A 23,486-nucleotide genomic window follows, 5' to 3' on the forward strand; every position below is an offset into this window, starting at 1 on the left:
GATGAGACTAGGGGTCAATATAGATCACGTGGCCACACTGCGACAGGCCAGGAGAACCTTTGAACCTAGTCCCGTGTTGGCTGCCCTCATAGCTCAACAAGCGGGTGCGCACCAGATAACCCTCCACCTGAGGGAAGACAGAAGACACATCCAAGACGAAGATCTGGAGTTGATAAAGAAGTTGGTGATACTACCTGTGAATCTGGAGATGGCTCCCACCGAGGAGATGAAGATGATAGCCCTAAGGGTGAGACCGGACAGATGCACTCTTGTTCCCGAAAGGAGACAGGAGATCACCACCGAAGGTGGACTGGACGTAGTAAAGTTAGAGAGTTTCTTAAGGGATTACCTAAAAGAGCTGAAGGAGGCGGGCATAGAGATATCCCTTTTTGTAGAACCTCAGGAAGAGCAGATAAGGGCATCTCACCGAGTGGGTGCGGATGCGGTGGAGCTTCATACAGGAAGGTACGCGGAACTGTGGAACCAACACAGGTTTGCTGAAGCTCAGGAAGAACTAAAAAGACTACGGGAGGCGGGAATGTTGGCAAAGAGTCTGGGTCTCAGAGTATACGCTGGCCACGGTCTTACCTATCAGAACGTAACACAGCTGGTGGCCTACCTTAAGGATGTGGTGGAGGAGCTAAACGTGGGCCACTCTATAGTATCCAACGCCGTACTCTTCGGTTTGGAGAAAGCTATAAAAGAGTTTATGGAAAAAATGAGATAATATTTAGTATGCTGAAGCAGCTATTGGAAAAGGCTGTGCAAGTGGGTGCCTCCGATATTCACCTAAAGGTGGGAAGTCCACCTGTGTTCCGCATAAAGAAGAGGCTCGTTAGGCTGGATACTCTTCCTCCTTTGGACGATAAGGTTATGTTAGATCTCCTGTCGGAGATTTTGGCCAAAAACAGGAAAAAACTGGAAGAGTTTGAGAGAATGGGAGAAACGGACACCTCTTACTCCATACCAGGAGTTGCTCGTTTTAGGGTCAATATCTTTAGGCAGCGGGGTAGTGTAGGTATGGCCTTTAGAACCGTGCCCTTTCAAGTGCCGGCTTTCGAAAGTCTGAACCTGCCGCAGGTTATGAAGAAGGTTATTCTGGAGAACACAAAGGGACTTATTTTGGTTACAGGTCCCACAGGTTCAGGTAAGTCCACCACACTGGCGTCTCTCATAGAGATAATAAACCAAACGAGAGACTGTGTGATAGTGACTATAGAGGATCCCATAGAGTATCTCTTCAGGGATGGCAAAGCTTACATAGTACAGAGGGAGGTGAGTATTGACACCTCCTCCTTTGCCACAGGGTTGAGGGCTGCTCTCCGTGAAGACCCTGATGTCATCATGGTGGGAGAGATAAGAGACTCAGAAACCGCCATAACAGCCCTACAGGCAGCAGAAACAGGCCATTTGGTTCTCTCCACACTTCACACCCTAGATGCGAAGGAGACCATAAATAGGCTCATAAGTATGTTCCCTTTAGAGTCAAGACAACAAGTAAGATTACTCCTGTCAGAGACTTTGGTGGCGGTTTTCTCTCAGCGACTTCTTCCGAAGGCAGACGGAACAGGGGTGGTACCTGCAGTGGAGGTACTTATAAACACGCCTTCCATAAAAGAGTGCATACAAAATCCCGACAAACTGGATGAGATACCCACGCTTCTGGAAAAGGGCAGGAGTGTTTACGGTACCCAGACCTTTGATCAACACCTTGAACAACTGGTTCGTCAAGGATTGATAGATGTTAAGACAGCTCTTGCATATGCTACAAAGCCGGCCGACTTAGAGATAAAGCTGAAGGGGGTATCTTCCGGAGGATACTTCTAAAGGAAAAGGGAAAGTATCAAGGAGGGAAGCAGGTTAACGGTACTGACTCTAAGTGGAACCTCCAACATCCTCAGTCCTACCACCACCATGAGAACACCACCTACGCAGAGGGTGTTGGCTATACTCTGCGGCTGCAGGATGTGTCCCAAAAAGTAAGCTAGCGCGGTGACACCACCTTGAAAGAGGAGTATAAATCCAGAAGAGAGGGCCACACCTCTTCCCATAGAGGTGGCTAAGAGGATGGAGGAAAAGCCATCCATGAGGGATTTGGTAATGAGAAGGGAGCTATCACCTCTTGTAGCTTCCAGTATGCACCCCGTCAAAGTCATCGGACCTACCGTGAAGAGGAGGGAAGAGGAAATGAAGGCCCTCAGTAGGCTTTTGTCCTCTCCTGTGAGCTTACTGAGGTGTTCCTCAAGATGTAAGATGTGTCCTAAGAGGGAGCCTACGATGAGGGATGCAAAGACTTTGAGAAGGTCCGGCTTGTTCTCTGTTACGAACCTTATACCTATCAGGATGGTGAAGATACCTATACCCATAAAGACCGACTCCCTGATCCTTTCCGGAACGTAACGGGAGAAGATAAGCCCTAAGGAAGAACCCACCAATACGAGGGATGCGTTCAGAAGAGTCCCAAAACCCGGAAACATTCAGCGAGACTGGTTTTGAGCTTGCTCCAGTATGCTAGAGAACATGTCCCTTAAAAACTCGGCTCTTCTCTCCATGCCGAAGGCCTCCAAAACTTTTTTCCTGGCCCTCTGACCAATCTCTTCCGCCTCTTCCGGATGATCAAGGTAATAAAGGACCTTCTCCTCTATGTCTGCCCTGTCCATGGGGTAGTAAGTTATGACCTCCTCACCGGGTACCAAGAAACCGGGTAGTGTGGATCTGTAATCCAACACGGGCGCACATCCCATCATGCCTATTTCAAGGGGTGTGAAACCTATACCGGTGGGTACGCTGTGAGGAAAAACCGCTATGGCCATACGGGACCTTCCAAGAACATCCAAGAAAACATCCCACGACGTGGTCTCTATCTGGGTGTGTCCTTCGGGGAGCTCTCCCTCTACCAGGCCCACCACCTTTAGATCCACACCCTCTAAGAAGCTCAGGATGTACCATCTCTTCCTCTGGGTAGCGTACACCAGTATTTGATTTAGGAATCTCAGTGCCTCTTCAGGTTTCTCAGATCTCCAAAGGGTGTATTTTTCTTGAAGCTCTGGGGTAAACATGGAGAGGATGTAGTCATGGGCAAAAAGTATATGGGCTTCTGGATTTCTGAAGAGGAACTCTCCCACCTCATAAAAGATGGGAAGGAACTCCTCCGGATAGCTCTGGGAAATCTCAGACGCTATGAGAGAGGGATCTATCACCGGTCCTAAGAAAAGGAGATCTATGTCTCTGTCTTCCTTCGGAGGCGGAAAGGAAGAGCTGTCCACGAAAGGTGTCATGTAGGTGGGGAACCTCTCCACTCCCAAGAAGCGAAGAGTGTCCGCGTACTTAAGATCCGTCACTATAGGTAGGAAGTTGTTGGCGTTTTTAAGATCCAGTAAAGGAGGGAAGTAAACGAGGGGCTCATCCAGGAAAAAGGAAACGTGAACAAACCCCAAAAGATCACAGAGGGGAACTTTTTTGTCATCCTGAAGACCCACTATGGAACCTGTACCGTTTATATCCACGTAGAAATGAGGTGAGAACTCCTGTATCTGCTGTACCTTCTCTGATAGGTCACCGTCCTGAAGGTGAATCTCCAAAAGCTCAGCACCACTCTCCCTCAAGGAACGCACCAAACTAACTATGTGTCTTCCCACCCATGTTTCTCTGTCCGGTGATGCAAAAACTATACGCATACTCAAATCATAACACAATCAGTAAAGTCTCAACCTACCTTCCCTGGCCTCTTGGAGGTATAGGAATAGATCCTCCCACTTTTCCTCCTCTATCATCTTACGTAGATCCTCCAAGGAGTCTTTAAAAACAGTGAGGGCTTTCAGTAGGTACTCTTTGTTTTCGGTAAATATGTCTCTCCACATGGTGGGGTCAGAGGCAGCGATACGCGTAAAATCCTTAAAACCTGCGCCGGCGTACAGAAGCATGTCCACCTTTTCTTCTTGACTCATCCGCAGAACAGCCTTTACGAGAGCAAAGGCTACAGCATGAGGAAGATGGGAAACCGCACCGAAGATAAGATCGTGAAGATAAGGATCCATAAACTCCACATGGGACCCTATCCCTTTCCACAACTGTTCCACCCAACGGAGACTCTCCTGAGAGGTGTTAGGTGTAGGTGTTATCACCACCTTTTTATCTTTAAAAAGACCCCTCACACTGTTCTCCACACCGGATTTTTCTGTACCTGCTATGGGATGTCCACCTACAAAACGTGGACCTAAAACATCCTCCAAGAAGAAGACCAACCTTCCCTTCACACTTCCTATATCGGTAATTACACACTGAGGAGACACTACATGAACAAGTCTGGGGGCTATCTCGTAATAAGCTCTTACAGGCGTGGCCAGAACCACTAGCTGAGGATCAAAGGATGCTATATCCTCTATCTGGGTGCTTCCTTCTTCCAAAAGTCCCATTTTTTTGGCAGTTTGCAGGGCTTGGTGGCTTCTGTCTATACCCATAATACGGCAAGAGTACACATCTCTGATGGCCATGGCCAGAGAACCGCCCATGAAACCAAAACCTATTATGGCTACGCGCTCAAACATCACTGTAAACCACCTTACCTCTGTATATGGTGTAAAGAACCTTACCCTTCAGCTTTTTTCCCCAAAGGGGGGTGTTCTTGGATCTGGAGAGGTTGGTATGTTGATCAAGGGTCCACTCCCTTTCTGGATCAAAGACCACCACGTTGGCCTCCGAGCCAGGTCTCAAGCTTCCACCTTCTATACCCAACAGTCGTGCCGGGTTGCAAGACATAAGTTCCACCATCCTCTGCATAGTTATGTGCCCTTCCCTCACCAAAGATAAGGCTATGGGTAATGCTGTCTGAAGTCCTATCATTCCTGGTAATGCGAAACTCACCAGTTCTTTTTCGGAGGTGTGGTGAGGAGCGTGATCTGTTGCTATACAGTCTATGGTACCATCTGCCACCGCTTCCAACAACGCTGCGCGATCTTCCTCTCTCCTAAGGGGTGGGTTCACTTTAGCGTCTGCACCTGAAGAGAGGATCTCTTTTTCCGTAAAAAGAAGATGGTAGGGATTTACTTCGCAGGACACGGGTGCACCCAGTTTCTTAAAGAACCTTATTATCTCCACGCTGAGAGCACTGCTCACGTGTTGAATGTGTACGGGACAACCGGTTCTATAGGAGAGGATACAGTCACGGGCCACCAGAATATCCTCCGCCTCCACAGGTCTCACCGAAAGACCCAAAAGATCGCTTATACTCCCTTCGTTGATGGAACCGTATGCCAGTTTGTCATCCTCACAGTGGTTCATAACAAGAAGACCGAGCTGTTTTGCCAACTGCAGAGCTCTCTTCATGAGGAGGGAGTCAGTTAAGGGACTACCATCGTCGGTAAGAGCCACACATCCCGCCATCTTGAGGGCATAAAAATCTGTAAGCTCTTTCCCCTTTCTTCCTTTGGTGATGGCGCCTGCTGGTAATACGTTACACAGACCTATCTTCTCACCTTTCTGTATCACGTAACGAGCAACATGAGGGTTGTCTATGGGAGGTTCTGTGTTGGGCATACATACCAAAGTGGTGAACCCACCTGCCACCGCCGATCTGCAGGCCGTTTCTATATCCTCCTTGTAAGTTTGTCCTGGATCCCTCATATGGACGTGTATGTCCACGAAGGCAGGTGCCACCACGCAACCTTCCACATGGAGTACAAGACACTCTGTTTCAAAAAGATCCTTACCTAACGCCTTTATCTTTCCTTTGTCTATGAGCACATCCAAGGTTTCGTCCAACCCTTGAGAAGGATCAACAACCCTGCCCTTCTTTAATAGGATTCTGGACATTGCCTAAATTATACACAACTTCTGACACAGCTCTGTAAGGGTTCTTCTCACAGGTTTCCCAAACAAACACACCTTTGGATCCCAGTATGGTCTTAGCATGTGGATCCTCCGGATGATGGCCGCTTATTAGTATGGATATGTTCCTATCCACCACCAGCCGGGCTATATCCTCCTCCTTCTGGGGTAATGGGAGAAGTTCCTTACTGTCTTTGGAAAAAAGAAGCAGGTAGCGAGCTTCTCTAAAACTGGGGGCCACCTGTTTCTGTCCGTTCATCAACACCGCCACTTTGGGTGTATCTGTAGCCGGTTCGTAGTGTATAAAGGCCATCTCCAACTGGGGTATTGCTTTCCTTAGTTTCTCCTCTATGGTGTCTATAAGATGGTGTATCTCGTAAAAGTCCTTACCTTCCACCTTTATGGTAAGGTCCATGAACAACCTTCCTCCTGAGGCCCTCACAAAGAGATGTTTTATCTCTTTTACCTGAGGAAAGGAGTTGATAACGGACCTTATTCTCTCCAAAGTTTCTTCATCGGCGGATACGTCCAAGAGTATAGATACCTCCTTTTTGAGAATAGAAAGTCCTGTGTAGGCTATGAGGAGGGCAACACCCCCAGCGAAGTATCTGTCCCACTGAAATCCCAACATCAGCCCCAAAAAACTTAAGAAAACCAACGAAGAACCAAAGAAGTCGGTGAGAGTGTGGTAAGAGTCAGCCATCAAGGTAGGTGAGTTAAGCTTCTTTGCGGCCCTTCTCTCAAGGAGAGACAGAGTGAGGGAGGATACCATGGAAAGCAGAGCAACACTGAGACCAGCCAGTGCCGTATCTTCCTTCACCTTCACAGAACCGCTTATAGCTCTACCCATTATTTCGTAAGAGGCCAATAGGAGAAAAAAGGCTATAGCTATGGAACCTAAGTTCTCAAGTCTGTAAAGACCGTAAGGAAAACGTTCACTTTTATGCTCTGAGAACTTGACAGTGATATAGGCTATGACAGATGCCATAGAGTCGGCGGCGGAATGAACAGCCTCACCAATAAGAGACAGACTACCTGTCCAAACACCTACCACCAGTTTCACCAAAGCCTGGAGTAGGTTAACCACCAGCGAGATCAGTGCCCAGTGTTCCTTTCTCATCTGTTGAAGGGTGTTTTGCAACCCTGATAACTACCTCGTCTCTTTAGTTCTTGCAGTATGGCCGATATAACCTCGGTCTTCTTCCTGTAAGTACAGTAATCAGGAGCTATCAGCCTATCCTCCTCTACTTCTCCCGTCACCCTGTGAATCACCATGTTAGGAGGCAACAACTCTATAACATCTGCAGCAACAGAAGCGTACTCTTCCAAGCTTAGAACACGGAACTCTCCCCTCATATACTGCTCTGCCATCTTGGTACCCTTTATCACATGGAGGGGATGTATTTTAATGCCGTCTATGGGTAAACTGGCCACCAGCTTAGCGGTCTCTATCATATCTTCCCTGTCCTCGTGGGGAAGCCCTAGTATAACATGAGCGCACACCTTTAGGTTCCTTTTCTTGGTTCTGAGCACAGCGTCCACAAAGTCAGAGACTCCGTGAGCCCTGTTGATGAACTTAAGGGTAGAGAAGTTGGCCGACTGCAGACCGTACTCTACCCATACCTCAAGACCCTTCTCGGTATAGCTTTCCAGAAGATCCAAGACCCACTCGGGTGCACAGTCAGGTCTGGTGCCTACATCTATACCCACCACCTCATCAAACTCAAGGGCTGTATCATAAACCTTCTTCAGGTATTCTTTATCTCCGTAAGTGTTGGAGTAAGACTGGTAGTATATGAAAAAGTAAAGGTTTTTACCATACCTCTCTCTGGCACGTTTTATCCCTTCCTCTATCTGTTCTTTCAGAGGAACAGAAGGAGACAGATGAGCAGGGCGAGTACCGGCGAAGCAGTAAGTGCAGCCTCCCGTTGCCTTTGTCCCATCAATGTTGGGACACGTGAAAGGTAAAGCCACCGTTATCTTCTGAACCCTTCTACCGAACCTCTCCTTCAGATAATCCTTCAGAGAGTAATATAGTCCTTCCGTAGAAACACTCACCATAAGATGATAATTTATAGCCAGATGCCGGGTAAAACCTTTTTGAGAACCTCGTAGGGTTGCATCGTTATCACACTGTTGGGTACCACCAAGTCCACACCCATGCTCTTTGCCTTCTCCTGAAGACTTACGTTTTTGTGGCCACAGTAACCCACCAGTTTCACGTGAGGGTAGGTTCTTTTTATGTTTATCAGAGCATCCTCTTGCGTAAGAGCCTCCAGATTGACAAAAACCGCCGCATCACCCACTTCTTTCAGAAAGTCCTCAACAGCTTGGTAACTACTTAAGACCTTAACCTCAACACCTCTTTCCGCAAGAAGGGATCTTATTCTCTGGGCGGTTATGAGATTTCTGTCCCACAGAACCACCTTCATGGTTCTTTACCCACAGTCCTTTTCTCCTCTAAGAGTTTGCGTAATGCAGAAGATATATGTTTGAGGATAGGTTCCATAGTGTCTTTGGTATCGGCCAACTCCTGGTATAGTTCATCGGGACTTATCTCCCATGTATTCAAAAGGCGGTTCCTCAGTCGCGTAAGTTTCTGGATTTTCTCCTCATACTCCGGGGGTATAACTCCTATCTGTACCAACTTGATGAGACAGTCATCACCGAACTTCTTTACTCCCCACTTGGGAGCTAAGTGCTTACATATCTCAAAGAGAGAGTCGTAAGCTACTGTATAAAAATACCTAGCTCTGTCATAATACATAGGCCTTTTCGCAAACTCCACCCTTCCTTGGGACAAAACAAACTCTATCTTCCTTATGGAATCCTTAAGGTACTTGGCTTTTTCGTTAAGGAGATCAAAGTCTATGAGCAGCACGTTTCCGGTGGTTTTTTTAACGTGTTCCACCACCCACCTGGCGTATTCTTTGAAGACATCCAGGTTCTCTTTTAGAAAACTGTAGAGCTCCTTGGGGTCTACAGGTTCTTTCAGGTCCCTGTAACGAAAGTAAAAATCGGTGATGGCTTTAAGGTTTTCCAAGTTCTGCATACCTATATACTCGGCCAACTTAACAAGGCAGTCTTTGGAAGAGGTCTTAAGACCATAGAGGACAGAAAGGTGTCTGCAAGGCCTCATGGAGCTTTCGAAGGCTAGATTAAAGTCCACACGCACCTTGTCCTGAAGTAATGGGTTGCTGAGAAACTCCTCCACACTTACGGAGAGGTTCTTTTTCAGATCTGCGTAAGCTTTCTCCAACTGATGGAAACTCTCAAGGAGGAGACTGATGTTTACCTTTTTCTCCATTCTCTATATAATATAAGTGGAGGGGTAAGAAATGTTCAGAGCCCTTTGGACATCGGCGTCTGGTATGTCGGCACAACAGACAAACCTAGATGTAATTTCCCACAATATGGCTAATGTAAACACAGTAGGTTTCAAGAAGATGCGCCCCACTTTTCAGGACCTCCTCTACCAAACTGTGAGAGATCCCGGAGCACCCACATCTCCAACGACACGCGCTCCATCTGGCTTTCAAATAGGCCTAGGTGTCTACATATCGGACACTTACGGAATATTCACCCAAGGTAATCTCTTCCAAACGGGCAACCAGTTAGACTTGGCCATACAGGGTGACGGTTTTTTTAAGGTGGTGCTTCCAGATGGCACAATAGCCTATACCCGTAACGGTCAGTTTCGGTTAGATGCGGACGGCAGAATAGTTAATCCCGATGGGTATCCGCTGGATCCAGAAATAACAGTACCAGCAGATGCTATAAGTGTGAGTATAGGGCCAGATGGTACTGTGAGTGTCCTAAGGCAGGGGGCCACGACGGTGGAGGAGATAGGAAGGATAGAACTTGCCAAATTTGTGAACCCAGCAGGTTTAAGAAGAATAGGCAACAACCTTTTCATACAGACAGACGCTTCCGGAGAACCTATTGTGGACAATCCTGGCAACCAGGGACTCGGTACACTTCTACAGGGATACTTGGAATCCTCCAACGTGAACATTGTGGAAGAAATGGTGAACCTCATCATAGCCCAGAGGGCTTTTGAGTTCAACAGCAAGGGTATAATGGCTGCCGACGATATGCTGGGCCAGGTGGCTAATCTTCGGAAATAGTATAATTTAGCGCATGGCGGAGGAAGCAAAGGGGGCAGGCCAAGAAAAAAAAGGTAAGAAGGGGAAACTCTTTCTTATCCTCGCCGTAATCCTGCTGGTGACAGCGGGAGCTGGGGTGGGGGCTTACCTTTTACTCTACTCCAAAGACAGGAGAGATAAATCCCTGACGCCTAAGGATCAAGTAGGTGTTATGATGGAACTGGGTACCTTCACCCTCAATCTGGCAGATAAAGACAGGGACGCTTACATACGTATCTCCATAACCGTAGAGCTTTCCGATGAAAAGGTGAGGCAAGAAGTGGAGAAAAGGCTACCTATCATAAAGGATGCAGTTATAGATGTAATAAGTAGCAAGACATCCTCCTTTGTAAAGACACCTGAGGGAAGGGAGTCCTTGAGATTGGAGCTCATAAAGAGACTTAACAGTGTGTTGGTGGAAGGTGGCATTAGAAACATATACTTTACCGAGTTCGTGGTACAGACCTCATGAGTGACCTGCTCACCTCTCTTTTAAGGTCGCTACTGGCCCTTGCCATCGTACTGGTACTAATCCTGCTGATACTGCCTTACGTAGTTCCCCTTTTGGAAAGGCTGAGTTTGGGAAGAAGAGGGCAGAGTTCCACCGTTAAGGTAGTGAGAGTCTTACACCTTGCCAAGGACGTTGTACTTTTGGAACTGGAAATAAGGGGGAAGCTGCTGGTGGTACTGGTAACTCAGCACTATGCGGAGGTACTCTACAGAGATGATACTTCTGCTTCTTAGCGTCTTCCTCTCCTTCGCTTTCGCACAGCAAGGTCCTGGCATAGAACTCAAGGTTTCCACCGGTAGTTGGGATAACTCCATAAGAATTCTCTTGTTACTGACAGTACTATCCTTAGCGCCTTCCATACTTATCATGACGACAGCCTTTGTGAGAATAGTTATTGTGTTGTCATTACTCAGGCAAGCCATCGGTGTTCCCACTGTTCCACCCAATCAGGTAATAGTGTCCTTGGCCATGTTTCTTACCTTCTTTGTGATGAAACCCACGTGGGATAAGATAAATCAACAAGCTCTACAGCCTCTGCTGAACAAACAGATAACCGACGTGGAGTTCTTAGAACGGACCTCCTCCATCATGAAGGAGTTTATGTTACGTAACACCAAAAGGGAAACACTGCAGGCATTTCTAAAAGCATCCACTGTACAGAGAGGGGAGGAGGTGAGGGATGTTCCCATGCACGTCCTAATACCTGCCTTTATGGTAAGTGAGATCTCCGTAGCCTTCCAGATAGTTTTTCTACTCTACCTTCCTTTCCTCATAGTAGACATGGTTGTTGCTTCCATCCTAATATCCATGGGGGTACTCATGGTTCCCCCTCAGATTATCTCCCTGCCTTTCAAACTCATGCTCTTTGTGCTGGCAAACGGGTGGGAACTGGTTATACTATCATTGGTGAGGAGCTACCAGTGAGTCCCGATATGGTTTTGACAGTAGGACAGAGGGCTCTTGAGCTCATGCTGCTTCTGTCGGCACCTGTGCTTTTGGTTACATTTTTAGTGGGGCTTTTGGTGAGTCTCCTGCAGGCAGCTACTCAGATACAGGAAATGACCCTCAGTTATATACCTAAGATACTGGCAGCCTACATAACAGTCCTGTTTCTAGGTGGATGGATGATGTCCAAGCTGATAGATTATACCAAAGACATTATCACCAGCATACCTCTGTGGTTCCGTTAGAGCTTTTAAAAACGGATCATCTTATCACCTTCATGTTGTACCACATTAGAGTGACAGCCTTCCTCTTTCTCGTACCCTTCTTCGGTAAAGAGTTTCTTCCACAAACCTTTAAAGTTTTCCTGAGCACCGCGCTCTCTCTGTCCATCTTTATGTACACGGACCCACAACCCCTTTCTCCAGAGGCACCCCTTCTTACGTACGTTGTGAAAGAATTTCTCCTAGGATTCGTAGCGGGTTTGGTGCTGAGACTTGTGTTTGACGCTGCACAGACAGCTGGAGAGATCATCAGCTACAGTATAGGCCTTTCTTACGCCACCCTCTTTGTACCTCAGTTAGCTCAGATGTCTCTTTTCTCTTTATTCCTCAGTTTACTGACAACAGTCACATTTCTACAGATAGGTGGTCCAGAGGTGGTCTTTCTGGCCCTCGTCAAGAGTTTCCAAACCATACCTGTGGGTAGCTTCCCCCTATGGTCATTAGACCCCCAACAGATGGTCAAACTTTTCCACGAGAGTTTTTCCTTAGGTTTTCGCGTGGCCCTTCCTCTGGTAATATCCACACTGCTTGTCAACCTAGGACTTGCGTTGATAAACCGTCTGATACCTCAGGTGAATGTCTTCATGGTAGGCTTGCCTCTGCAGCTTATGGTGGGATACATTATCCTCTTTCTGGTCTTTCCTCTCATCACAGATCTCGTGGCGGATCACGTAAGGGAGAATATAATTAGATTCGTTCAGATGCTGGGTTGAAGCATGCCTGAGGAAAGCAGGACAGAGAGAGCTACACCTTACAGAAGGAGGAAGCTAAGGGAAGAGGGACATGTAGCCAAGAGTACGGACCTTGTTGCAAGTCTTAGCCTGTTGGTTATCACTGTGTCCCTATACCTGGTGGGACCCCAGCTTTACTACAGTTTGCTAAGCATCTTTTACACAGCGCCAACGCTATCCGTGACAGAGCATCCCACCTTACTGCGGTTTTTTGTGGAAAAGGTTTCGCCTTACATACTGTCCCTCATGGTGCTAAGTACCCTCACGGTGATCTTAGCTCACTTAGGTCAGTTCGGTGTTGTTTTTACCCTTAAGCCCTTACGTTTCAGGTGGGAGAGATTGAACCCTGTTGAGGGTATCAAAAGGTTGTTGTCTCTCACCACCCTCTTTGAACTTTTCAAGAACACCCTGAAGATAGGTATCCTGCTTTTTACAGTTTATCTCTTCTTAAGGACGGAGATCTATAGATTGATGGAGAGCGTGCTTCTTCCGCTACATATAAGTATTCTGGACGTCATGGGTCTTACCCTGAAACTTTTCATCATCTTGGGCACCTTGGCCATCATAATGGCTTCCTTAGATCTTTTATACAGGAGATGGGACTATGAAAGAAAGATAAGGATGACCAAACAGGAGGTAAAGGAAGAGTACAAACAGCACGAAGGGAACCCTATGGTCAAAGGAGCTATACGTAAACGCATGAGACAACTGGCTAAGGGAAGGATGATAAAGGAAGTTCCCAAAGCCACCGTTGTTATCACAAATCCCACCCACGTGGCTGTAGCCCTCAGATATGACCCATCCGGTGGTGACAGAGCACCGGTAGTTCTTGCCAAAGGTGTAGGACAAATAGCTGAGAGAATTATCAATGTGGCCAGAGAATACGGTGTGCCTATCGTGAGGAAAGAAGAACTGGCGAGATCTCTGTACCGTTGGGCAGAGGTGGGTGAAGAAATCCCTCCGAGGTTCTACAGAGCGGTTGCCGAGATAATCGCTTTCATATTATGGGAAAGGAGGAGGGCATACCATGGGTGATGTGGGCAAACTTTTCATCTTCATGGGTGTTTTACTGGTGGTGATAGGACTTCTCATCACCTTTATGGAGAAACTACCCTTTGGGCTGGGGAAACTACCGGGGGATATCCTCATAAAGCGGGACGGACTCACCCTCTACATACCTATAGTGAGCTCCATACTGTTGAGCCTGATTATAACCCTCCTGCTGAACGTAGTCTTCTTCTTCTTGAGTAGAAAGTAATGGCGGAGCCGACGGGACTTGAACCCGCGACCTCCGGCTTGACAGGCCGGCGTTCTGACCGGGCTGAACTACGGCTCCTACCTTTTTAATATTATAACACCTTTTTTACGCGTAGGAGATCTTCTATATGACCAGCCAGCTCAAAGTCCCTGTCAGTTATACCGTTAAGTTCATGGGTTTTGAGTTTTATCTTAACGCGACGGAAGGAGAGCTCCACGTCCGGATGGTGCCATAGAGCTTCCGCTAAGTAAGCCACCGCGTTAAAGATCATCACCGTCTCTTTCCAACTCTTGGTGGATATCTCCTTTACCAGATAACCTTCCTCGTAGCTCCAAGAGGGCAGTTTTTCCTTTATAAGACTTATCACCTCGTGGGGTAAGTAAACCTTCAGGTCTTGCTGTTCTGACATTTTGGACACACTCCATAGATGTTAATGGAAAAACGATGTACCTGATAACCTTTCATGTAGGCGGGCGGTTCCCAGTTTATGTTAAGGTCTACATCTGCTATGGCACCACACACGGTACAGATAAGATGGTGGTGGTGGGATGTGTTGGCATCGTAACGTGCAGATCCCCCCCAATAAGGAACCTTACTGATAAAACCTAACTCCTCTAATGTTTCCACTGTACGGTAAACGGTAGCCAAAGAAACGAAGGGATACAGTTTCCTCACCTCCTCGTAGACCTCTTCCACCGTAGGGTGGTCTGTCCTTCGCAGGAGCACCTCGTAAACAGCCAGTCTCTGGGGAGTGATCTTCAACCCTATACTCTTGCAGGCCTTCACAAACTCGTCAAGGCGCTCCTGCACATCCGTCACCATAGTGGGGTATAATATAAAGCATATGAGAATGATTTTCAAGCCCGTAGAGTTGGAAGCCTCACAGATTTACCTTTTGGAAGACAGAGTGCTAGTAGATATAAGAAGTCCACAGGAGTTCCAAGATTCTCATATTCCTGGTGCCATAAATATACCCCTCTTCGAGGACCAAGAGAAGGCCCTCATTGGTTTTATCTATAGGACGGAGGGCGTGGAAAAGGCCATGGAGGTTGGTTACAACATAGCTGTGCGAAAGTTAGATCTTCTGGTAAACACTTTCAAAGAGCTTTCGGAAAAACATAAAAACGTGGTGGTTTACTGCTGGAGAGGTGGTATGAGGAGTCAAGAACTGTGTAAGTTTCTTGCACAGGCAGGGATAAGGGTCTTGAGACTTAAGGGCGGTTACAGAGCGTACCGGCAGTTCATTCTTTCAGATCTACCACGCTTGATTAACGGCAGGCAGTTTTTAGTGATTACTGGAAAAACGGGTGTAGGCAAAACAAAGATCCTGAGAAGACTCAAGGAGGAAGGATTTCCTGTATTAGATCTGGAAGGGTTAGCGATGCACAGAGGATCTGTATTTGGACATATAGGAATGGAGGGGAAGGTGTCCCAGAAGATGTTTGAGGCTCTTATCTACGAAGAACTTAGGAGCATGCCACAAGGTGTCATATTGGTGGAAGACGAGAGTCGCTGTATAGGAAACTTACATCTACCGGATGCTCTTTGGTGGAAGAAAGAAGAAGCTCCAAAGCTGGAGCTCCTCTCCTCCATGGAAAGGAGGATCAAAAACATCATAGAGGAGTATACACGTTTCGAGGGCTGGAAGGAGATGGCTCGTGATGCTCTTCTTAGATTGGAGAAACATCTTGGTCCACAGAAGTTAAGGACTGCCCTGGATCTGCTGGAAAAAGATAACGTGGAGGAGTTTGTGAGGATACTTCTGAAGGAGCATTATGACAAACGCTATCGCATCGATCCCTATAGAATAGTGGGAAGAGTAGATTGCGAAGATGAAGAATCCTGCCTGCAACAGGTTGCAAATTTTTACTCCAGGATGAGCCTCAAACCTGAGGCAGCATCCAGTGCTTTTCTCATCTCGTAACCGGTAACAGGTCTCGCTATTTCTGGATACAGGTAAGCCTTGTAATAGGGTCTGTACTGGGACATGACGTTAACCGCCATACTGGGAGAGAGGTTTCTTATAAACTCCATAACCCTCTGCGTGCCCGCCACGTCATTCGGTAGAACCAGATGTCTTATCAACACACCCCTCACCGCCACACCTTCCTCGTCCAGCACCAGATCACCTACTTGTCTGTACATCTCCTCAACAGCTCTGGAAGCCACGCTGAAGTAATCTTTTACCTTTGAGTATCTCTTGCCCACTGTATCGTCAGCGTACTTAAGGTCCGCCAAATATATGTCCACAATGCCTTCCAGCAACTGTAGGGACTCAACACTGTCGTAAGAGGATGTGTTGTAAACTATCGGAATTCTCAATCCCCTCTTGACCGCCAAGTACAGAGCTTCCAGTATCTGAGGCACTACGTGAGAGGGTGTTACCAGGTTGATATTATGACAGCCCAACTTCTGAAGGGTAAGAAAAGCGTCAGCCAGCTCCTGAGGAGTGACCTCTTTACCCTCTCCCAGCTGGCTTATGGGATAATTTTGGCAGTAAACGCACTTCATGTTACAGTATGAGAAGAACACTGTTCCAGAACCACGCCTTCCTCTTATGGGTTTCTCCTCACCACGATGAGGGAAAAAGGAGTCCACCACCGCGTACCTTCCCGTCTTACAGTAGCCCAGCTCACCTTTCAGTCTGTTTACACCGCACTGATGAGGACATACCCTGCATTCTTCCAACATACTGATAGCCTTTTCTATTCTCTCCTTCCACTCACTGTCTGTCAGGTGAAGGTAAGAAGGTGATGCATATGCCATGTGTGAACCTCTAAAGAGCGGGCGACGGGAATCGAACCCGCGACCTTCTGCTTGGGAAGCAGACGCTCCACCACTGAGCTACGCCCGCTAAATATATAATTTATAACATATCACAGTTTCTTTTCTTTTATGAGTTTTCTGTCTAATATATATCTTGCCCTTGAACGCACTATGGGATAGGGATGATAAGAGAGTTTCCTGAGAAGCTCCAAAGCTTCTACATGGGACATTTTACCAAGAGCATCCACTATAGCCAGTAAAAGCATGGGGTTTGATTCTTTACTTGCCATATACTCAAGTTGAGGTAAAGCAGATGCAAGGTTTTTAATGCCAACCGTGTGTATAACGTTAATCCTCATTTCTAATACCGGATGTTCTAGACCCATGAGAAGCTTATACTCGTAAGGCATCTTATGGAAATCAGTAATGTCATATCCACAGTTAGGGCACAAGTTGTCCTTTTCTGAGACAACGCTCCAACAAGCCGGACAGAAGTAGATTATGTCAGACTCCTCATTAGACTTAAAAATTTTTATCTTGCTACCTTCTTGTATGTAATCATCAGGCTTTAGTATATCAAACTGCTTTATTTGATTGATTAGGTAAACCTCAAAAACACACGCTTCCTCGTCAAAAGCGCTTTGATATATCACATGGCCATCCATAAACATCCTATAACCGTAATCCTGCATAGATACACTTACTAAGAGTACTAAATGTCCCATGTGCCTCTTGGACAGTTCTTGACAGAAGTCCTGTACATCCTCTAATTTCTGCGATGTAGAGACCATCTTAGGATCGGAAAGTAGAAAGCTCAGTACTATATCTTCCAACTGGTAGATACTTATCAAACATACGTTTTCAGAAAGGTTGGTGATTATTTGTTTAATAGCCTCTCTACCTTTGTGTTGCTCAGTTCTCGCATCTACAATCAGCCCGTTCTGTAGAAATATGTACCCTCTTTCTCTTTGTACTCTGTCCTCTACCTCCACAAACCCAGTTATAGCAAATTCCTCTAGCTTCCTAAAAAACTCTTTCACATTAAAGCTTATGCTCTCTAGGTTTATCCATATAGGCTCTTCTTTACATAAAGGTATTTCGGGAGACACGGATAGTTGAAAGTGATGTATAAGAAAGTTTCTTGTGGATTTATAAAAACTGAGCATTTCAAAGTACTCAGGGATCTTACCCCACAGGGCACCGTTAACCGTTGGTAAGAAATGTGTTTGTTCCAGGGACTGAAACACATAAAAACCTGTTTGAAGGGAAGAACTATGTATCTCAATTACCCAGCTTAGATTTACCGCCTCTCTGTGTATTGGACCAAAAGCGGGTTTATACTTTTTAAGAAGTTCTGACAACTCCTTCCTCATCGCTTAAAGCGATCTTTATAGCTTCCCTTAGAGTTTCCAGTACACCAATACCGTCCTTTGCAACCGCAGGAATTACAGGTATGCCCTTGAAGGCTTCTTTTATGTCTTCCAACGGAATCGCGTTTGGCACATCTCTTTTGTTGGCCTGTACTACTATTTTATTCACACTTACAGTATTCTTTATCTCATAAAAACTTTCCATGTTTTCTTGTATGTCCCTCGAAGAGTCAAAGACAAACACCACGGAAGATGTGTATCCAAAAAGCCAAGGTCTAAGTATAGAAAACCTCCTTTGCCCAGGGGTGGTAAATAAAGAAACGATAACGTCCGAACTTTGAACACTAGTGTGGAACTTCAGCATGAGCATGTCAAGATAAACTGTCCTTCCTTCGGTAGTTTGCTGATGGATTCTATCGTAAACCCTGTCTTTGTAAATTTCTTTGAGTCTTTCTAAATTTGTAGTTTTGCCCGCCATACCAAGACCATGATAGAGTATACGTAGTTCTCTCATATGGCTATGTCCTCAAACCTTATAGTACGGTTGGTTATCTGTCTATTGCGTGCGCTTTCTAATATAGGATGGATCTCTCTCATGAGTCTTTCGCTGAAAAGCTTCACACTACCAAGGGGTGTTTTATTGAGGAAAGAAACGAACAGAATAAAGGAGTGCTCTGATTTAAGCATGTACACGCTCTTGGTCTTCCCTGACACATAAAGGGATCTTCCACTATCAACAAAGTTTTCTAAGTATTCTATCGCTCCGTTTACCGCTGCAGAAATAACAGCACTCCTATGGGCAATAGGTTTTAAGTTCTCCAGCTTTGGCGCGTAAGTTATAAGTCTTCCACCTTCATCACATAATACACACAACTCAACACCGACGTTCCTGACGAAGTTTTCCAGCATCGTAGAAAGTCTTTCCAGTTCTTCATCTAAAAAGGTGTAAGAAATCATGTCCATCTCCAATACCTCCTGGGTATAACTTTAAGAAGGTATTGTTAAATTTTGGTTAAGGGGCTTTAAGCGTGCTATCTATGTTAGTTTTTAACCGCAATCTGCAAAGGATCTCTTACCACGATCTGAGGCACTCCCCTGTATGAATCAATAAGCCCTTCCACACATATTCTCTTTCCCTTGTAGTAGCTTTCTGGTGGATGGCTGAATTTGCGTCTGTCCTTACCCCAGATTACTACAGTGAAAATATGGTTTGGGTAAGGCCTGTCAAGGTTGAGAAATGTAGGCTGTCCCCTGCTGTGAGAAGCATACTTTGCACTTGCAACAACACCGCAGACTGTTTTAACTTCTCCAACGTAGTTTCCTGCTTGTTCAGGTGTAATGTAATCCTCAGCATACAAAAAGCTTACAAAACTCAGAAAGATAAAAACTGCTGAATAAAACCTCTTCCTCATAGCTATACCTCCCCAGAAAGTCAGCCTAAGTATAAGAGAAAATAAGCAGTTTCTTTCTCATCTTAGACACCCTTAGTACAACATTCACTTTTTCTCTTTGTGCTTTTTGCACACATACTTTTCTATGCGCTCCGCGAAGCTTCCAGGGATGATTTTATCCCACTTTTCGTATTGAGAAGAATAAGAATATAAAACTGTTTTTTCGAAAGAATAAACAACCTCTTCCAAACGAGCATATTGACGAGTTCTACAATTAATTTTGTATAATACGACGACATACCGAAGCCTTTCAGCGTTATTCGGATCCTCTCCTTTAAAAGTGAGGTTCTTCTTAAGACGATTTACCAAGGTCTTCCTCCATTCTCCCCTCGGAACAAACAAAGCCCATACTTCAACAATACCTTCCGGTAAGTAATTTATCCTCCTTGTGTTGACATAAAGAGTTACACTAGGGTTTGTAGCTACCAACTTCCACTCAGGACCTAACGAAGGCTCTGGTATAGGTGGTTTGGGTGGTTCATCTTTGTGCTTTTCGCATACAAGCTTTTCCACTTCCTCCATTATGCTTCCAGGAACGATATCTTTCCATGCATTATATTGAGAAGGAGCAGAATATAAAACTGTTTTTCCGAAAGAATAAGCAAAAAATTTCTCTGTGGTATATTGATGGGTTTTACAATTAATCTTGTCTAAAGAAGTGATGTACCAGAGTTTTTCAGCGTTGTTCGGATCATTTCCTTGAAGAAGGAGAAACGTCTTAAGAGTATTTACCCAGTTCCTCCTCCATTCTCCTTTTGGAACAAGCAAAGTCCATGCTTCAACAATACCTTCCCGTAAGTGATTTATTCTCCTTGTGTTGACATAAAGAGTTGCATTAAAGTCTGTAACTACCAAGCTCCAGTCAGGACTTAATGAAGGCTCTGGTATAGGTGGTTTGGGTGGTTCATCTTGTGCAAACACATTCCCCACAGTTACTAGGATGGCCATTGCCAAGCTAATTAAAACAAACACCCTCTTCATCATCTTACCCCCTTGTACTATATGGTTCAAATAAGAGGAAATAAACAACTTCTTTCTCATCTTAGGCCCACTTAGTATGACCCTCACTTTTTATCTTTGTGCTTTTCGCATACAAGCTTTTCCACTTCCTCCATTATGCTTCCAGGAACGATATCTTTCCACGCATTATATTGAGAAGGAGCAGAATATAAAACTGTTTTTCCGAAAGAATAAGCAAAAAATTTCTCTGTGGTATATTGATGGGTTTTACAATTAATCTTGTCTAAAGAAGTGATGTACCAGAGTTTTTCAGCGTTGTTCGGATCATTTCCTTGAAGAAGGAGAAACGTCTTAAGAGTATTTACCCAGTTCCTCCTCCATTCTCCTTTTGGAACAAGCAAAGTCCATGCTTCAACAATACCTTCCCGTAAGTGATTTATTCTCCTTGTGTTGACATAAAGAGTTGCATTAAAGTCTGTAACTACCAAGCTCCAGTCAGGACTTAATGAAGGCTCTGGTATAGGTGGTTTGGGTGGTTCATCTTGTGCAAACACATTTCCCACAGTTACTAGAATGGCCACTGCCAAGCTAATTAAAACAAACACCCTCTTCATCATCTTACCCCCTACAAAATTTGTACTATAAAGTATATCATCACTTTATATCCTATATGGTTCAGATAAAACCTTTTAAACCTATCTCACTCTAATCTGCGAAGGATCTCTTACCACGATTTGAGGCACTCCCCTGTATGAATCAATAAGCCCTTCCACACATATTCTCTTTCCCTTGTAGTAGCTTTCTGGTGGATGGCTGAATTTGTGTCTGTCCTTGCCCCAGATTACTACAGTGAAAATGTGGTTTGGGTAAGGCCTGTCAAGGTTGAGAAATGTAGGCTGTCCCCTGCTGTGAGAAGCATACTTTGCACTTGCAACAACACCGCAGACTGTTTTAACTTCTCCAATGTAGTTTCCCGCTTGTTCAGGTGTAATGTAATCCTCAGCATACAAAAAGCTTATAAAACTCAGAAAAATAAAAACTGCTGAATAAAACCTCTTCCTCATGGCTATACCTCTTTCTCATCTTAGACACCCTTAGTATGACCCTCGCTCTTTGCATACATACTTTTCTATGTCCTCTATTATGCTTCCAGGAGAAATCTTACTCCACTCTTCGTATTGAGAAGAATTAGAAAATAAAACTGTTTTTTCAAAAGAATAAAAAGATATTTCCAGTAAAGCAAATTGATGAGTTCTACAATTAATTTTGTATAAAAAAAGTGCTATACCAAAGTCTTTCAGCGTTGTTCGGATCCTTTCCTTCAGAAGTGAGGTCCTTCTTAAGACTATTCACAAAGCGCTCCCTCCATTCTCCCCTTAGAACATTCAAAGTCCATACTTTAACAATACCTTCCGGTAAGTAATTTATCTTCCTTGTATTAACATAAAACGTTGACCCATCAGAGTCTGTAAATATAAGTTTCCACTCAGGACCTAACGAAGGCTCTGGTATATTAGATGTTTTATCCTGTGCAAATACATTTCCCACAGTTACTAAAATGGCTACTGCCAAGCTAATTAAAACAAACACCCTCTTCATCATCTTACCCCCCTTTGTACTATAAAGTATATCATCACTTTATATCCTATATGGCTTGGATAAAACCAAAGTTCACAAAGGTGACACTATCTCGGTCCGCATGAGTAGGATTGATGCACCTGAAAAAAGGTAGGCTTATGGGGAAGAAGCAAGATTGAGTTTAAAAGAGTTAATTGGTGGCAAAAAGGTAAAACTTGATGTGAAAGACATGGATCAGTATGAGCGCGAAGTTGCTTATGTTTTTGTAAATGGTATTAGCTCTAAGTGATAGAGGCTCTGCATTAGAGCAATATAAAATACTTAAAAACCTTGACCCTGAACTGGCTAATAAATCGTTCAAAAGGGCTAACTTCTAAACCCTTCTCCTGATGTTTTAACTTCCCCTTTAAAGATAATATTTACCACCCTCTTTTGTAATATCTTCTTGGCCCGTAGTCATATCGGTAAGGATCATACTGATAAGGGGTCTGGATGCGTGGGTTTCTGTCGTTATAATCATACATGTTTATTACACCATCTCCGTCTGTATCTTTGTATAGGTTCTCTGGGTATTTGTAGCTGTTTCCCCAAATGTCTTTGTAAGGCCTCATGTTGCCCCAGTCGCCCGCAACAGAAATACTAACCACACCCATTAACAATATTAAGCTTAAAAATATTGTCTTCATGGCACTCCTCCTCTCTTTACTCCTTCCCATTTTAATTAAAATTATCATAAATATTCATAAATATTAAGTCCTGTCAACAATTTTCTATTAAAGAGCTGTCTAAGGCTCAGGTCTTCAAGAAAGAATGGTCTGGGATAATGTATCCCGATTCACCTTCTATCTTTTCTCCTACAAAGACGTTTTTTTTAACTCCTCAAAAAACTTCCGCTCCTTGTCCCTGCATTGAACCCCTTCCTTTGAGCTACGCCCGATGGATGGATAATAAAATATTAAACCATGGACAACCCCTATGTCCAGCCTGTGAAGGATGAAGATGTTCTCAAGTACTTGCCGTTGGTCAAAAGTGTCGCTAAGAAGATCCACAGGCACCTACCCCCCTCTGTAGATATAAACGATCTCATAGGATACGGTATACTGGCCGTCATGGAATCATTATCACGCATTGATCCCACCAAGAATCCATCAACGTATCTCTACATGAGGGTCAAGGGGGCGATGTACGATTACCTGCGTAGTCTCCATCTGTGTAGCAGACGTGTGAGAGAGAGGGAGAAGCTCATAAGAAGAAAGATGGAGGAGCTGAGACAACAACTGGGAAGGGATCCTACCGATGAGGAAATAGGAGAGGCCTTGGGGGAAACTCCTGACAAAATCTACGAGGATGTTCAGAGGGCGGCCTTCGCTCAGATTCTCAGTTTGGACGCGTTGTTTAGGGAGGGGAGGAGCTATGAGGAATTACTAGCAGCTGCCGAAGATGGTCCTGAAGAAAAAGTACTGAGAGAGGAACGAAGGAGACGTTTGTTGGAGGCTATAGAGAAGCTCAGCTACAGAGAGAAGCTGGTGCTACAGCTCCTCTTTTACGAAGAACTTCCAGCAAAGACGGTGGCAAAGCTTCTGGGTGTGTCCAGTGCACGGATATCCCAGATAAAAGAACAGGCCATAGAAAAGTTGAAGGAGGAGTTAATGGATACACTCTAA

33 protein-coding genes, 2 tRNA genes and 1 pseudogene are annotated in these 23,486 nt (G+C 45.1%); 13 read left to right on the plus strand and 23 right to left on the minus strand.

Going from position 1 to position 23,486, the window contains the following annotated elements; all coding sequences use genetic code 11:
* Window position 1 precedes the first annotated feature (1 nt).
* Together pdxJ and THAL_RS05685 are read left to right on the plus strand one after the other, a co-directional pair.
* Window positions 2-727, plus strand: a complete 726-nt coding sequence (pdxJ, locus tag THAL_RS05680; RefSeq protein ID WP_012992155.1) for a pyridoxine 5'-phosphate synthase — start codon at window positions 2-4, stop codon at window positions 725-727.
* 8 nt (window positions 728-735) lie between these two features.
* Entirely contained in the window at window positions 736-1,827 is a 1,092-nt protein-coding gene (locus tag THAL_RS05685) for a type IV pilus twitching motility protein PilT (RefSeq protein WP_012992156.1), read from the plus strand.
* Here THAL_RS05685 and THAL_RS05690 read toward each other — a convergent pair.
* From THAL_RS05690 to THAL_RS05725, 8 genes are read right to left on the minus strand one after another with little or no spacing between them, the layout of a single operon-like run.
* A complete protein-coding gene (locus THAL_RS05690; RefSeq protein ID WP_012992157.1) occupies window positions 1,824-2,477 on the minus strand; it encodes a DUF554 domain-containing protein in 654 nt (217 codons plus the stop codon). The two genes, THAL_RS05685 and THAL_RS05690, sit on opposite strands and share 4 nt — an antisense overlap.
* Entirely contained in the window at window positions 2,478-3,677 is a 1,200-nt protein-coding gene (locus THAL_RS05695; protein ID WP_012992158.1) for a glycosyltransferase, read from the minus strand.
* 18 nt (window positions 3,678-3,695) lie between these two features.
* The gene (locus THAL_RS05700) at window positions 3,696-4,547 is read right to left on the minus strand and encodes a prephenate dehydrogenase (protein ID WP_012992159.1); all 852 of its coding nucleotides are present in this window, start codon (window positions 4,545-4,547) and stop codon (window positions 3,696-3,698) included.
* Entirely contained in the window at window positions 4,540-5,811 is a 1,272-nt protein-coding gene (locus THAL_RS05705) for a dihydroorotase (protein WP_012992160.1), read from the minus strand. The genes THAL_RS05700 and THAL_RS05705 overlap by 8 nt, the downstream gene beginning before the upstream one ends.
* On the minus strand, window positions 5,774-6,946 hold the full coding sequence (locus tag THAL_RS05710) for a cation diffusion facilitator family transporter (protein WP_012992161.1): 1,173 nt from the start codon (window positions 6,944-6,946) through the stop codon (window positions 5,774-5,776). The genes THAL_RS05705 and THAL_RS05710 overlap by 38 nt, the downstream gene beginning before the upstream one ends.
* Entirely contained in the window at window positions 6,943-7,887 is a 945-nt protein-coding gene (gene mnmL / locus THAL_RS05715; RefSeq protein ID WP_012992162.1) for a tRNA modification radical SAM protein MnmL/YtqA, read from the minus strand. The genes THAL_RS05710 and mnmL overlap by 4 nt, the downstream gene beginning before the upstream one ends.
* An 11-nt stretch (window positions 7,888-7,898) precedes the next feature.
* Window positions 7,899-8,258: a hypothetical protein gene (locus THAL_RS05720; protein WP_012992163.1), complete on the minus strand. Its 360-nt coding sequence runs from the start codon at window positions 8,256-8,258 to the stop codon at window positions 7,899-7,901.
* Window positions 8,255-9,133: a DUF86 domain-containing protein gene (locus THAL_RS05725; protein ID WP_012992164.1), complete on the minus strand. Its 879-nt coding sequence runs from the start codon at window positions 9,131-9,133 to the stop codon at window positions 8,255-8,257. Before THAL_RS05725 ends, THAL_RS05720 begins: the two co-directional genes overlap by 4 nt.
* Window positions 9,134-9,164: 31 nt before the next feature.
* On the opposite strand from THAL_RS05725, the gene flgG reads away from it, so the two are divergent.
* From flgG to THAL_RS05765, 8 genes are read left to right on the plus strand one after another with little or no spacing between them, the layout of a single operon-like run.
* Window positions 9,165-9,953: a flagellar basal-body rod protein FlgG gene (gene flgG, locus THAL_RS05730; protein WP_012992165.1), complete on the plus strand. Its 789-nt coding sequence runs from the start codon at window positions 9,165-9,167 to the stop codon at window positions 9,951-9,953.
* A gap of 13 nt (window positions 9,954-9,966) precedes the next feature.
* Window positions 9,967-10,443: a flagellar basal body-associated FliL family protein gene (locus THAL_RS05735; protein WP_012992166.1), complete on the plus strand. Its 477-nt coding sequence runs from the start codon at window positions 9,967-9,969 to the stop codon at window positions 10,441-10,443.
* The gene (locus THAL_RS05740; RefSeq protein ID WP_012992167.1) at window positions 10,440-10,715 is read left to right on the plus strand and encodes a hypothetical protein; all 276 of its coding nucleotides are present in this window, start codon (window positions 10,440-10,442) and stop codon (window positions 10,713-10,715) included. The genes THAL_RS05735 and THAL_RS05740 overlap by 4 nt, the downstream gene beginning before the upstream one ends.
* Complete coding sequence (gene fliP, locus THAL_RS05745; protein WP_012992168.1) at window positions 10,696-11,406, plus strand: flagellar type III secretion system pore protein FliP; 711 nt, start codon at window positions 10,696-10,698, stop codon at window positions 11,404-11,406. Before THAL_RS05740 ends, fliP begins: the two co-directional genes overlap by 20 nt.
* Window positions 11,407-11,414: 8 nt before the next feature.
* The gene (fliQ, locus tag THAL_RS05750) at window positions 11,415-11,672 is read left to right on the plus strand and encodes a flagellar biosynthesis protein FliQ (protein ID WP_012992169.1); all 258 of its coding nucleotides are present in this window, start codon (window positions 11,415-11,417) and stop codon (window positions 11,670-11,672) included.
* 32 nt (window positions 11,673-11,704) lie between these two features.
* Window positions 11,705-12,421, plus strand: coding sequence for a flagellar biosynthetic protein FliR (gene fliR / locus THAL_RS05755; protein WP_052293045.1), 717 nt, complete (start codon window positions 11,705-11,707; stop codon window positions 12,419-12,421).
* Window positions 12,422-12,424: 3 nt separating this feature from the next.
* Window positions 12,425-13,474 carry a flagellar biosynthesis protein FlhB gene (gene flhB, locus THAL_RS05760; protein ID WP_012992171.1) on the plus strand — a complete coding sequence of 350 codons (1,050 nt, stop codon included), beginning with the start codon at window positions 12,425-12,427 and terminating at the stop codon, window positions 13,472-13,474.
* The gene (locus tag THAL_RS05765; protein WP_012992172.1) at window positions 13,467-13,697 is read left to right on the plus strand and encodes a DUF2905 domain-containing protein; all 231 of its coding nucleotides are present in this window, start codon (window positions 13,467-13,469) and stop codon (window positions 13,695-13,697) included. The genes flhB and THAL_RS05765 overlap by 8 nt, the downstream gene beginning before the upstream one ends.
* Here THAL_RS05765 and THAL_RS05770 read toward each other — a convergent pair.
* The 3 genes from THAL_RS05770 to THAL_RS05780 form a co-directional block, all read right to left on the minus strand.
* Window positions 13,698-13,775 (minus strand) — tRNA-Asp (locus tag THAL_RS05770). It abuts the gene before it with no gap.
* Window positions 13,776-13,788: 13 nt separating this feature from the next.
* Entirely contained in the window at window positions 13,789-14,106 is a 318-nt protein-coding gene (locus tag THAL_RS05775) for a 4a-hydroxytetrahydrobiopterin dehydratase (RefSeq protein ID WP_012992173.1), read from the minus strand.
* On the minus strand, window positions 14,085-14,519 hold the full coding sequence (locus THAL_RS05780; protein WP_012992174.1) for a Fur family transcriptional regulator: 435 nt from the start codon (window positions 14,517-14,519) through the stop codon (window positions 14,085-14,087). The genes THAL_RS05775 and THAL_RS05780 overlap by 22 nt, the downstream gene beginning before the upstream one ends.
* A 22-nt stretch (window positions 14,520-14,541) precedes the next feature.
* Here THAL_RS05780 and mnmH point away from each other — a divergent pair, with 22 nt between their 5' ends.
* Window positions 14,542-15,621 carry a tRNA 2-selenouridine(34) synthase MnmH gene (gene mnmH / locus THAL_RS05785; RefSeq protein WP_012992175.1) on the plus strand — a complete coding sequence of 360 codons (1,080 nt, stop codon included), beginning with the start codon at window positions 14,542-14,544 and terminating at the stop codon, window positions 15,619-15,621.
* Here the strand turns inward: mnmH and THAL_RS05790 are convergent.
* The 11 genes from THAL_RS05790 to THAL_RS05840 all read right to left on the minus strand — a co-directional run bounded on the left by THAL_RS05790 (window position 15,564) and on the right by THAL_RS05840 (window position 21,846).
* Window positions 15,564-16,463 (minus strand): radical SAM protein, encoded by a 900-nt coding sequence (locus THAL_RS05790; protein WP_012992176.1) that lies wholly within the window; start codon window positions 16,461-16,463, stop codon window positions 15,564-15,566. The two genes, mnmH and THAL_RS05790, sit on opposite strands and share 58 nt — an antisense overlap.
* 16 nt (window positions 16,464-16,479) lie before the next feature.
* Window positions 16,480-16,551: transfer RNA gene (locus tag THAL_RS05795), tRNA-Gly, on the minus strand.
* A 22-nt stretch (window positions 16,552-16,573) separates the two neighbouring features.
* The gene (locus THAL_RS08475) at window positions 16,574-17,836 is read right to left on the minus strand and encodes a HEAT repeat domain-containing protein (protein WP_012992177.1); all 1,263 of its coding nucleotides are present in this window, start codon (window positions 17,834-17,836) and stop codon (window positions 16,574-16,576) included.
* Window positions 17,808-18,347, minus strand: a complete 540-nt coding sequence (locus THAL_RS05810) for a GTP-binding protein (RefSeq protein WP_012992178.1) — start codon at window positions 18,345-18,347, stop codon at window positions 17,808-17,810. Before THAL_RS05810 ends, THAL_RS08475 begins: the two co-directional genes overlap by 29 nt.
* Window positions 18,344-18,796: a hypothetical protein gene (locus tag THAL_RS05815; protein WP_012992179.1), complete on the minus strand. Its 453-nt coding sequence runs from the start codon at window positions 18,794-18,796 to the stop codon at window positions 18,344-18,346. The genes THAL_RS05810 and THAL_RS05815 overlap by 4 nt, the downstream gene beginning before the upstream one ends.
* A 77-nt stretch (window positions 18,797-18,873) precedes the next feature.
* Complete coding sequence (locus THAL_RS05820; RefSeq protein WP_012992180.1) at window positions 18,874-19,245, minus strand: DNA-binding protein; 372 nt, start codon at window positions 19,243-19,245, stop codon at window positions 18,874-18,876.
* 84 nt (window positions 19,246-19,329) lie between these two features.
* Window positions 19,330-20,268: a surface-adhesin E family protein gene (locus THAL_RS05825; RefSeq protein WP_169301984.1), complete on the minus strand. Its 939-nt coding sequence runs from the start codon at window positions 20,266-20,268 to the stop codon at window positions 19,330-19,332.
* Window positions 20,269-20,348: 80 nt separating this feature from the next.
* Window positions 20,349-20,861, minus strand: coding sequence for a surface-adhesin E family protein (locus THAL_RS05830; RefSeq protein ID WP_148209099.1), 513 nt, complete (start codon window positions 20,859-20,861; stop codon window positions 20,349-20,351).
* A 78-nt stretch (window positions 20,862-20,939) separates the two neighbouring features.
* Complete coding sequence (locus tag THAL_RS05835; RefSeq protein ID WP_012992183.1) at window positions 20,940-21,308, minus strand: DNA-binding protein; 369 nt, start codon at window positions 21,306-21,308, stop codon at window positions 20,940-20,942.
* A gap of 30 nt (window positions 21,309-21,338) precedes the next feature.
* Window positions 21,339-21,593: a surface-adhesin E family protein gene (locus THAL_RS08570; RefSeq protein WP_425598188.1), complete on the minus strand. Its 255-nt coding sequence runs from the start codon at window positions 21,591-21,593 to the stop codon at window positions 21,339-21,341.
* Entirely contained in the window at window positions 21,505-21,846 is a 342-nt protein-coding gene (locus THAL_RS05840; protein WP_012992184.1) for a hypothetical protein, read from the minus strand. The genes THAL_RS08570 and THAL_RS05840 overlap by 89 nt, the downstream gene beginning before the upstream one ends.
* Before the next feature lie 142 nt (window positions 21,847-21,988).
* On the opposite strand from THAL_RS05840, the pseudogene THAL_RS08575 reads away from it, so the two are divergent.
* Window positions 21,989-22,111 (plus strand): annotated as a pseudogene (locus THAL_RS08575) (thermonuclease family protein); the annotation flags it as partial.
* Window positions 22,112-22,241: 130 nt separating this feature from the next.
* On the opposite strand, the gene THAL_RS05845 reads toward THAL_RS08575, so the two are convergent.
* A complete protein-coding gene (locus THAL_RS05845) occupies window positions 22,242-22,538 on the minus strand; it encodes a hypothetical protein (RefSeq protein ID WP_012992185.1) in 297 nt (98 codons plus the stop codon).
* 246 nt (window positions 22,539-22,784) lie between these two features.
* Between THAL_RS05845 and THAL_RS05850 the strand changes: the two genes are divergently transcribed.
* Entirely contained in the window at window positions 22,785-23,486 is a 702-nt protein-coding gene (locus THAL_RS05850; RefSeq protein WP_012992186.1) for a sigma-70 family RNA polymerase sigma factor, read from the plus strand.

Origin of the sequence: Thermocrinis albus DSM 14484 (assembly GCF_000025605.1) — a bacterium.
Taxonomy (GTDB): Bacteria; Aquificota; Aquificia; order Aquificales; family Aquificaceae; genus Thermocrinis; species Thermocrinis albus.